The organism is Nakamurella sp., assembly GCF_048594475.1.
Taxonomy (GTDB): domain Bacteria; phylum Actinomycetota; class Actinomycetes; order Mycobacteriales; family Nakamurellaceae; genus Nakamurella.
Genome location: NZ_JBMDXT010000262.1, coordinates 1 through 7,982 on the forward strand (window position 1 = coordinate 1; position 7,982 = coordinate 7,982).

General features: G+C 74.7%; 7 protein-coding genes. 4 read left to right on the forward strand and 3 right to left on the reverse strand.

Going from position 1 to position 7,982, the window contains the following annotated elements:
• Positions 1–548: 548 nt before the first annotated feature.
• From ACOJUF_RS12155 to ACOJUF_RS12165, 3 genes are all read left to right on the forward strand, one after another.
• Positions 549–1,265, forward strand: a complete 717-nt coding sequence (locus ACOJUF_RS12155; RefSeq protein WP_420122108.1) for a VIT1/CCC1 transporter family protein — start codon at positions 549–551, stop codon at positions 1,263–1,265.
• Between the two features lie 220 nt (positions 1,266–1,485).
• The gene (locus ACOJUF_RS12160) at positions 1,486–1,872 is read left to right on the forward strand and encodes a nuclear transport factor 2 family protein (protein WP_420122109.1); all 387 of its coding nucleotides are present in this window, start codon (positions 1,486–1,488) and stop codon (positions 1,870–1,872) included.
• Between the two features lie 8 nt (positions 1,873–1,880).
• Positions 1,881–2,291, forward strand: coding sequence for a YybH family protein (locus ACOJUF_RS12165; protein WP_420122110.1), 411 nt, complete (start codon positions 1,881–1,883; stop codon positions 2,289–2,291).
• Here ACOJUF_RS12165 and ACOJUF_RS12170 read toward each other — a convergent pair.
• From ACOJUF_RS12170 to ACOJUF_RS12180, 3 genes are all read right to left on the reverse strand, one after another.
• Positions 2,278–2,469, reverse strand: a complete 192-nt coding sequence (locus ACOJUF_RS12170; RefSeq protein ID WP_420122111.1) for a hypothetical protein — start codon at positions 2,467–2,469, stop codon at positions 2,278–2,280. The two genes, ACOJUF_RS12165 and ACOJUF_RS12170, sit on opposite strands and share 14 nt — an antisense overlap.
• On the reverse strand, positions 2,469–3,455 hold the full coding sequence (locus ACOJUF_RS12175; protein ID WP_420122112.1) for a hypothetical protein: 987 nt from the start codon (positions 3,453–3,455) through the stop codon (positions 2,469–2,471). Before ACOJUF_RS12175 ends, ACOJUF_RS12170 begins: the two co-directional genes overlap by 1 nt.
• A gap of 162 nt (positions 3,456–3,617) precedes the next feature.
• Positions 3,618–6,539: a BTAD domain-containing putative transcriptional regulator gene (locus tag ACOJUF_RS12180; protein WP_420122113.1), complete on the reverse strand. Its 2,922-nt coding sequence runs from the start codon at positions 6,537–6,539 to the stop codon at positions 3,618–3,620.
• Positions 6,540–7,268: 729 nt separating this feature from the next.
• Between ACOJUF_RS12180 and ACOJUF_RS12185 the strand changes: the two genes are divergently transcribed.
• Positions 7,269–7,865 (forward strand): hypothetical protein, encoded by a 597-nt coding sequence (locus ACOJUF_RS12185; protein ID WP_420122114.1) that lies wholly within the window; start codon positions 7,269–7,271, stop codon positions 7,863–7,865.
• Positions 7,866–7,982 lie beyond the last annotated feature (117 nt).

Sequence of the window (7,982 nt, forward strand, 5' to 3'; positions counted from 1 at the left end):
CGCGGGCGCGCGCCGGGCCCGGCGCACCGGCGGAGCCCGGACCGGGCCGGGGGCGTCGGGTTCCGGGTGGCCCGGCCTGGTTCGGATCCCGGCTGGGACCGTCCCGTCCCGTCCCGGTCCCGGCCCCGGGGTCGCCGGGTCCCGGGTGGCCTGCCCCGGCTCGGATCCCGGTCCGGCTCGGATCCCGGCCGGGACCGTCCCGTCCCGGCCCGGACCCGGGGTCGCCGGGTCCAGGGTGGCCCGGCTCGGATCGGTCCGGCTCGGATTCTGGCCCGGCCCCGGCGCGTCGGGGTCCGGCGGCGCCCGGGCCCGGTTCGGGCCCGGCCACGATCGCGTGTCAGATCCGTCACTCCCGGGCCGCGCGGGCCGGCCGGGGTCCGGCCGCCCGGTGACGGATGGGCGCGCGGATGATCTCGTCGACAACCGTCCCACCAGTCACAATCGGCGCCGGTTGATCCGCGCCGGCGTTGTTGATCCGCGCGGGCAGGGGGGTGAGGGCAGGCTTGGCTGGCTGGAAATGCCCAGGTCAGCTGGCCAAACTGGGGCCTGTGAGCGAAACGAACGCGGCCCGGACCGACCACCACGAGCCGCACGACACCGGGCTGGCCAGCCGGCTGAACTGGCTGCGCGCCGGCGTGCTGGGCGCCAATGACGGGATCGTCTCCACGGCGGCGATCGTGCTGGGCGTGGCCGGTGCGACCGACGACCGGGGATCGATCGTGCTGGCCGGCCTGGTCGGCATGATGGCCGGCGCGATGTCGATGGCCGCCGGCGAGTACGTCTCCGTCTCCACCCAGCGCGACACCGAGAAGGCGGTGCTGGATCGGGAGCGGCGCGAGCTGGCCGAGACGCCGGAGCAGGAACTCGAGGAGCTGGCGGGCCTGTACGAGGCCAAGGGCATCGAGCCGGACCTGGCCCGGCAGGTGGCCGAGCAGCTGACCGCGAAGGATGCGTTGCGGGCCCACGCCGAGGCCGAGCTCGGACTCGACCCGGACGACCTGACCAACCCCTGGCACGCGGCGGGGGCCAGCTTCCTGGCCTTCCTGGTCGGCGCGGCGATCCCGCTGCTCGGCGTGGTCATCGCGCCGTCCGCCTGGGTCACCGTCGTCGCCGTCGCGATCGCGCTCGCCGTGACCGGCTCGGTCAGTGCCCGGCTCGGCTCGGCGCCGGTCCTGCGGGCGGTGGTGCGCAACGTCGCGGGCGGCCTGCTGGCGATGGGCGTGACCTACCTGCTCGGCACGGTGGCCGGCGGCCTGGTGGGCTGACCGTCGGGACCCGGCGCCACCCGCTGCCCAGGCGGGCGGTCGGGCCGGGTGCCTCCGGCTCGGCGAACGTGGTGCGGGCCTGGTTGTTTCGACCGGCCCGGGCGGTCGGTACCAGCCGCGCCGAGGTCGGCGGCGGCCGCCGGACCGCCGGCGCCGAGCCGCGCGACCCGGGCGGTCCGCGGCGTCCGGGAGGTCGCGGCGCCGCCGATACGCTGGCTCCATGGTCGATCTCGAGCAGGTCAGGGCGGCGGATGCACGGCGGACGGCGGCCATGGTCGCCGGCGATCTGGCGGCGCTGGCCGAGCTGATCGCCGATGACTGCCGGTACGTGCACTCGACCGGCGTGAATGACACCAAGGCAGGCTATCTCGCGTCGATCGCGTCGGGATCGCTTGCCTACACGTGGATCCGGACGGCCGAACACGTCTTCCTGCCGGCCGGCGACGCGGTACTGGTGCAGCACGAAATGCGCGCCGAACTCGTTCTCGACGGCGTGCCCAAGCCGTATCGCAGCCGTGCCGTCGCCGTCTGGCGAACGGGCGATGACGGTCTTCGTCTGGCGTATTTCCAGGCGACCGGTTTGCCGGACGTCACCGGCGTGGGATAGTCGGCGGCATGATTGCGCCGGTGCTGCAGTTGGCGGAGTTCACCCCTATCTTTCATTCACTGCTGCGGGCCGGCGACGCCGAGAGCCTCGGCGAACTCTATGCCGACAATGCGATCCTGACCACGATCGACGGCCCCTTCGGCAATGCCTGGATGGTCGGCCGGCCGGCCATCGTCGGAAAGATCGCGGGCGCCCTGGCGAGGTACACCATGATCGAGCAATCCGTCGTGGCCAGCGCGATCGACCATCGCGGTGACGATCAGGCCGCCCGCTTCATGACTTTCGAATCGACGGTCGAGTCGAAGCAGGACGGCGACCGTTTCACCATGACGGTGAATGCGGTCGAGATCTTCGAGCGCCGGCCGGGTTGGCAGTATGTGGCCGATCACTCGCGGGTGGTGTCGATCACCAGAACTTGACGTCCTGGTCCTTCTTCTCCGGGTAATTCAGCCATGCCCGGTCGAACTCGGCCAGCGGGCGCAGAAGGGTGGCCAGGGAGCCGTCGGAATCCTGGGCGAGTCCGTCGCGGAACCCGGGATCACCCAGAAATCTGGCCCGGAATTCGGCGGGGGAGTCGGGTGCGGGAATCTGGTTCATCACGGCCTCCTTGGGGCGCGTTCGATGAGGACATCCGCAGTGTAAGTGACCAAAGCGGTCATCATCATGCGACCGAATGGATGGTGAATTGTGGAATTCGCCAGCCGGGTCGCCTCCGCCAGGTGCAGCCGGGCGAGCATCCGGGTGTCCGCCCGGGCCGGTGCGAGTTCGCCGTCGATCATGCGCCGGCACAGGTCGGGGTCCGACGCGGCGGCGTGCAACCGGTCGAGCAGCGCGGCGCGCCCGGCCGCCGGGGTGCGTTGCAGGGCGAAGGCGGCGGTCATCGTCGCCGTCCGGTTGCGCAGGTCGGAGGTGCCGCCGGACTCGAGCTCGGTCAGGTCGTTGACCAGCTGCCGGGCCAGGGCCAGCTCGCGACCGCAGCGCGCGAGTGCGACCCGGGCGTCGGCGCCCGCTCCGGCCGCGATCGCGGCCATCTCGGCCAGGCCGGCGAGCATGTCGCCGCTGCGCGCGTCGTTGCCGGCGGCGACCGACTCGGGAGTCGTCCCGGGCTCCAGCGGGTTCTCCGCGCGGAGCTGCCCGGCGGTGACGGTGGCCACCATGTCGAGGTAGACCCGGGTGAGTTCCGGTGCCGTCGCGGGGTCCGCGGCCAGGCCCGGCTGCGCGGCCGCGGTGGCGATCAGCAGGTGCGCGCCGATCGTGCGGTCCGCCGTCGAGCGGTCCCGCCAGAACGGCACCGGATCGCCGTCCATCTCATCGTCCAGCAGGTCCCAGGCCAGGTAGGTCGCCCCCGCCGCGGCGGTGAGCCACCCCGGCGGTTCGTGCCCGCGCAGGCCGGCGAAGACGGCCACCGGGACGCTGACGGCGGCGACCTGGGATCCGTCGCCCCGCGCGAGCACGGCACCGAAGTGTGCGACCAGTTCGTCGGCGAGCGGCCGGAGATCGCCGCGCCAGGACCCGACCGCGTCGCGCAGCCCCTGCACGACGGTGCGCCGCCAGCCGTCGAGTCCGTCCGGATGCGTGGTCATCGAGATGCCCCCTGATCGTCCTGCCCGACCGGCCGCCGGCCGCGACGGCGATCCGCCGGAGCCCGCCGTCGTCACGGGCCGCCGCCGCTTCCGGAGAGGGACCGCCGGCGACCGCCGATCCCGCCGCACGGGGCCGGCGCCGGGACCGGCCCCCGGCGACCCTTACGGAGCGACGGCCGGGGCGGCGGGGAAGTACTGGCGGATCACCATCGGAACATCTTCCAACGGCGTGGCCAGGGCGCGCGTCTCGTCGAGCCGGTCGGGGTGGTCGCCCACGGTCGCCCGGTGGATCCCGGCCAGCTCGCCGGCAATCATCGGACCCAGGGCCACGCCCGCCCGCCGGCCGTGGGACAGCGCGATGGCGAACAGCGCCCGGCCGGCCGCTGGATCGCCGCTCGCGCCGGCGAGGGCCGCGTAACCCAAGGCCAGGAACGGGTACTCGACCCGGCTGCCGGCCGCCTCCACCGCGGCCAGACCGCGATCCAGGTGCCGGCGGGCATCGTCCGGCCGGCCCTCGACCAGCGCCAGCCGGGCGATGCCGGCCAGCACCTGGCCGGCCCCGGACTCGAGCGTCCGGTCCACCCAGAGGGACAGGGCGCGGTCGTACCACAGGTGCGCCTCGGCCAGGTGGCCCGCCGACAGCTCCAGGTCGCCCAACCGGGCGCAGGGGGCCGCCGACAACCAGGCCAGCCCGCTCCGCCGGAGCTGGTCGATGCACTCCAGGTACAGCTCGCGGGCCCGGTCGGGGCGCCCGGCGACCACGGCGACGTCGCCGCCGTTGCCCAGTGCCATCCAGAGCACGCGGCCCTGCCCGATGGTCCGCGCGATGCGCAGCGACTCCTCGGCGCGGCCGGTGGCGCGATCGACCAGGCTGTCCGCGGCGTCCAGGACCGCCAGCCGGGACAGCACCAACGAGTGGATCGGCGGGACCAGCGGAGCCCCCGCGTCGAGCGCCTCGTTCAGCCGGCCGCGGGCGGAGCGGGCGTCGCCGACGCCGAACTCCAGGAACGCCGCCGTGCTCAGGGCCTGCAGCCGGTGGACCGACGGGGCCGCCTGGTCCGGGGGCGCGGGCCGGCGCAGCAACGCGTCCAGCCAGCCGCGACCCTCCAGCAGCCGGTGCGAGAACCAGTAGACGACCAGACCGCCGGCCAGGCCGAGGGCACGGTCGAGCGCCGCGTCGTCGTCCAGCCCGGCCTGCAGCAGCCGGCGAACGTCGGGCAGGTCGGGTTCGAGGTGGGCCGGGGGCCGGCCGGTCGTCACGGCCGCGGCCCGGGCCAGGACCGCCGCGTCGAGTGCGGCCTGCAGGGGCGCGGTGTCCTCGGGCGCGGTCAGCTCCCGCCCGAAGGCCCGGACGATGGGCAGCTGGCTGATCCGGGTCGCCCCGGCGGCGTCGGTTCCGGTGGCGGCGAAACCGGCGTCGACCAGTTCGCCGAGCACCCCGGGCAGCGCCGGTGACGCCGGCCAGGCGGCGGCCACATCGTCGTAGGGCGCCCCGTTGGCCCGGCCGGACAGCACGACCAGGAGGGTGACCGCGGCCGGGCTCAGCCGCTCGGCCGCGAGTTCCAGGCACGCCCGCATGGACCGGTGACGGTCGACCGGCCGTCGATGATCGACCAGGGTGGACAGCGGATCGTCCAGCGAGCGGAGCAGGGCTGCCGGTTCCAGCGTGCGCAGCTGGCAGGCGGCCAGCTCGAGCGCCAGCGGGATGCCGCCGATCGCCGCGGTGATCCGGTCCAGCAGGGGGGTCGCCTCCGATCCCGGCTCGACCCCGCGACGGCGGGCGGCGGCGATCAGCAATCGGGTCGCCGGGCTCAGCCCGCCCGAGGTCGCCTCGTGGGCCAGCGGGGCCAGGCGAACGGCCCGCTCCACATCCAGGCCGAGCTCGGTCCGGGAGGTGATCAACCAGGTGACGCTCGGGCAGTGGTGAGCCAGCCGGGCCACCACGTCGGCCGCCCCCGCGATCTGCTCCACGTTGTCCAGCAGCACCACGCAGCGCCGGCCCGCGAGCCGGTCGGCGATGGCGGCGATCGGATCGTCGCGCCCCGGCGCCTCGATCGAGCCGGCCAGGTGCAGCGCCATCTCGGCCGCGGTGGCGATGCCGCTCAGATCGATCAGACCGTCGCACCGGGTGCCGGCCCGCCGGGCCGCCTCGGCGGCACAGCGGGTCTTGCCGAACCCACCGGGTCCGGTCACCGTGAGCACCGGCGTGCCGGCGTCGATGAGCTCGCTGAGCTCGGCGACCTCCTCGTCCCGCCCGATCAGGTCGCCGGCCCAGACCGGCAGGGGCGGTGCGGCCGTTCGCCCGACGCCGCCGACCTCGATCCGGTCGGTCCTGACCACCACCCCGGTCAGCCGGGCGTAACAGCCCTCGACGTCGTCGTGCACGGTGATGCGGTGCTCGAGCTCCAACAGCTCCGGGCCGGGCGTCGCCCCCACCTGCTCCTCGAGTTCGCGCCGGGCCGCAGCGACGGTGGTCAGGGCGCCCACCGGGTTGCCGGACAGGTAGAGCGCCGCGGCCAGGTGCAGCCAGAGCCGTTCGTTCGTGGGTTCCTGGGTGACCAGGGCGCGCAGCGCCCCCAGCGAGTCGACCGTGATGCCCCGCCGGACGTCGGCGGCGGCCCGCTCCAGGCGGGCTCCGCTGCGCAACTGGACCAGCCACTCCCGGAAGGGGCGCAGCCCGTCCAGGTCGCATCCGGCGAACGGTTCGCCCCGCCAGAGGGCCAGGGCCTCGTCCAGTCGCTGGATCCGCTCGTCGTCGTCCCGCTCGGTCCGGGCGGCGGCCACCAGGGATTCGAAGTGCACGCCGTCGACCTGCGCCGGGGACAGCTGCAGCAGGTAGCCGGCGGGTGTGGTGTGCTCGAGAGCGACCCCGTTGTCACCCAGCTGCTTGCGGACCCGCTTGATGTAGCCCTGCAGCGTCTTGGTGGCGGTCCGGGGCGGATCGTCCGGCCAGAGCAGGTCGATCAGGGCGCTGGGCCGCACCGTGGTGCCGGCGTGCAGGGCCAGCAGGCCCAGCACCCCGATCTCCTGGCGACGGGTCAACGTCACCGACCCGCCCGCCCCGCGGATCCGCAGGGGTCCCAACAGGTCGATGCCGGCTGCGGGATCGACGGTTGCCGAGGCCGGGGGCGCCGATTGCGCGGACCATGTGGCGCTCGTCACACCGGCCGTCCGCACGTCGGGCGGCCTCGTCCCACCGTCGTCCCACCGGGGCGTCGTGGACTGGTCCGACCGCCCGTGACCGGGCGGTCGGAACAAAGGAGTCGGCAGTGCCGGTGGCCCGGGCGACGCAGAAGGCGAGAGCCGGCGCGCCCGCCCGTGCCGGACCGGACGGCGACGACGGATTCGGGCTTCGGGCGTTCACGGCCATCGAGTTCCCGCACCAGTCGATTGCTGGTGTGGTCTCGCACGAGGGGTGACCGTGAGCGCCACCCGGCGTCGGTTGAAGCCACGAAGTCACGCACCCATCCACCGGAGGCAACAGTGTTCGATCACTCTCAGTCGTGCCTCTCCATCTTGACACTCGGGCCGGGTACCTGGCGACGCGATGCGTGGATCGGACGGGCGGACCGGGCAGGGACGGGAGGGTCGGCGGGGAGGCCGGCCGGTCCGGAGCTGCTCGAACCGCCGGCGTCGGGTCCTGACGACGGCGGCGTGCTCTGTTGGTAGCGCCTCGTCCGGTGGTGACCATTGTCTCTCGTCGGCCTGGAGTGGACATCGATGTCGGCTTCCCTGTTCGTGAACGGCCCGCCCCGAACCCCGGGGGAGGCCGTGTCCTGGGCACGCGCGGTTCTGCGTCCGGGGACGGCGGTGGTGGTCGGCCTCGCGATCCCGGCCGGCGGCACCTGCGCCACCGAGGTGGCCGTGCTGGAGACCAACGGCCGGCTGCGGGTGCACGACCGGGTGGACCGGGCCGGCGGATGGGCGTTCGCGTCGTTGCGGTCGATGGCCGCGAGCCGGCTGCTGCTCTCCTACAACGCCGCCAACGTGCGGGAGTGGCTGATGCACGATGCGCTCGTCGGGGGTGCCGGAATCGGAGATCTCGCCGATCCCCGGCACTGGAGCTGCATCATGCGGGCCCGCTCGGCCGCGGCCGGCCGGCCGGACCGGGCGTACCCGCTGGGCATCGCACCGGACGCGATCGCGGCCGCGCGCCTGTCGCTGCGGGTGATCGAGGACATCGCCGGCGGGCGGGCCGCGGTGTGGACCGAGCTGTGCCGGTCGGGGCCGGCGCGACCGGCCGGCCGGGACGGCCGGGGGGGACCGGGGGATCGGGCTTGGCGAAACGAATGGGGCCGCCGGGTCCCGACGGCCGGCCGGGCCGGGCCCGGCCCGGCGGGCGGACGGCGCCCGCGCCGGTGGTCGGGCCACGGGTCCGGTCCGCCGCCGGGGCCTGGACCGTGCGGGTGAGGCTCATGCTCGCCGCGGTGCGGCATCAGCACCACCGCCGGTCCGTGCGGGCGGGACGGCGCCGGCCGCAGTAACGGGCCGCGGCGCCCTGCGCGACATCCCCGGGTGACCCCGACC

Bases quoted from the DNA above. Each gene is read 5' to 3' on its own strand.
- ACOJUF_RS12160 (WP_420122109.1), top strand. From the start codon at position 1,486: ATGGTCGATCTCGAGCAGGTCAGGGCGGCGGATGCACGGCGGACGGCG.
- ACOJUF_RS12175 (WP_420122112.1), bottom strand. From the start codon at position 3,455: ATGACCACGCATCCGGACGGACTCGACGGCTGGCGGCGCACCGTCGTG.
- ACOJUF_RS12170 (WP_420122111.1), bottom strand. From the start codon at position 2,469: ATGAACCAGATTCCCGCACCCGACTCCCCCGCCGAATTCCGGGCCAGA.
- ACOJUF_RS12165 (WP_420122110.1), top strand. From the start codon at position 1,881: ATGATTGCGCCGGTGCTGCAGTTGGCGGAGTTCACCCCTATCTTTCAT.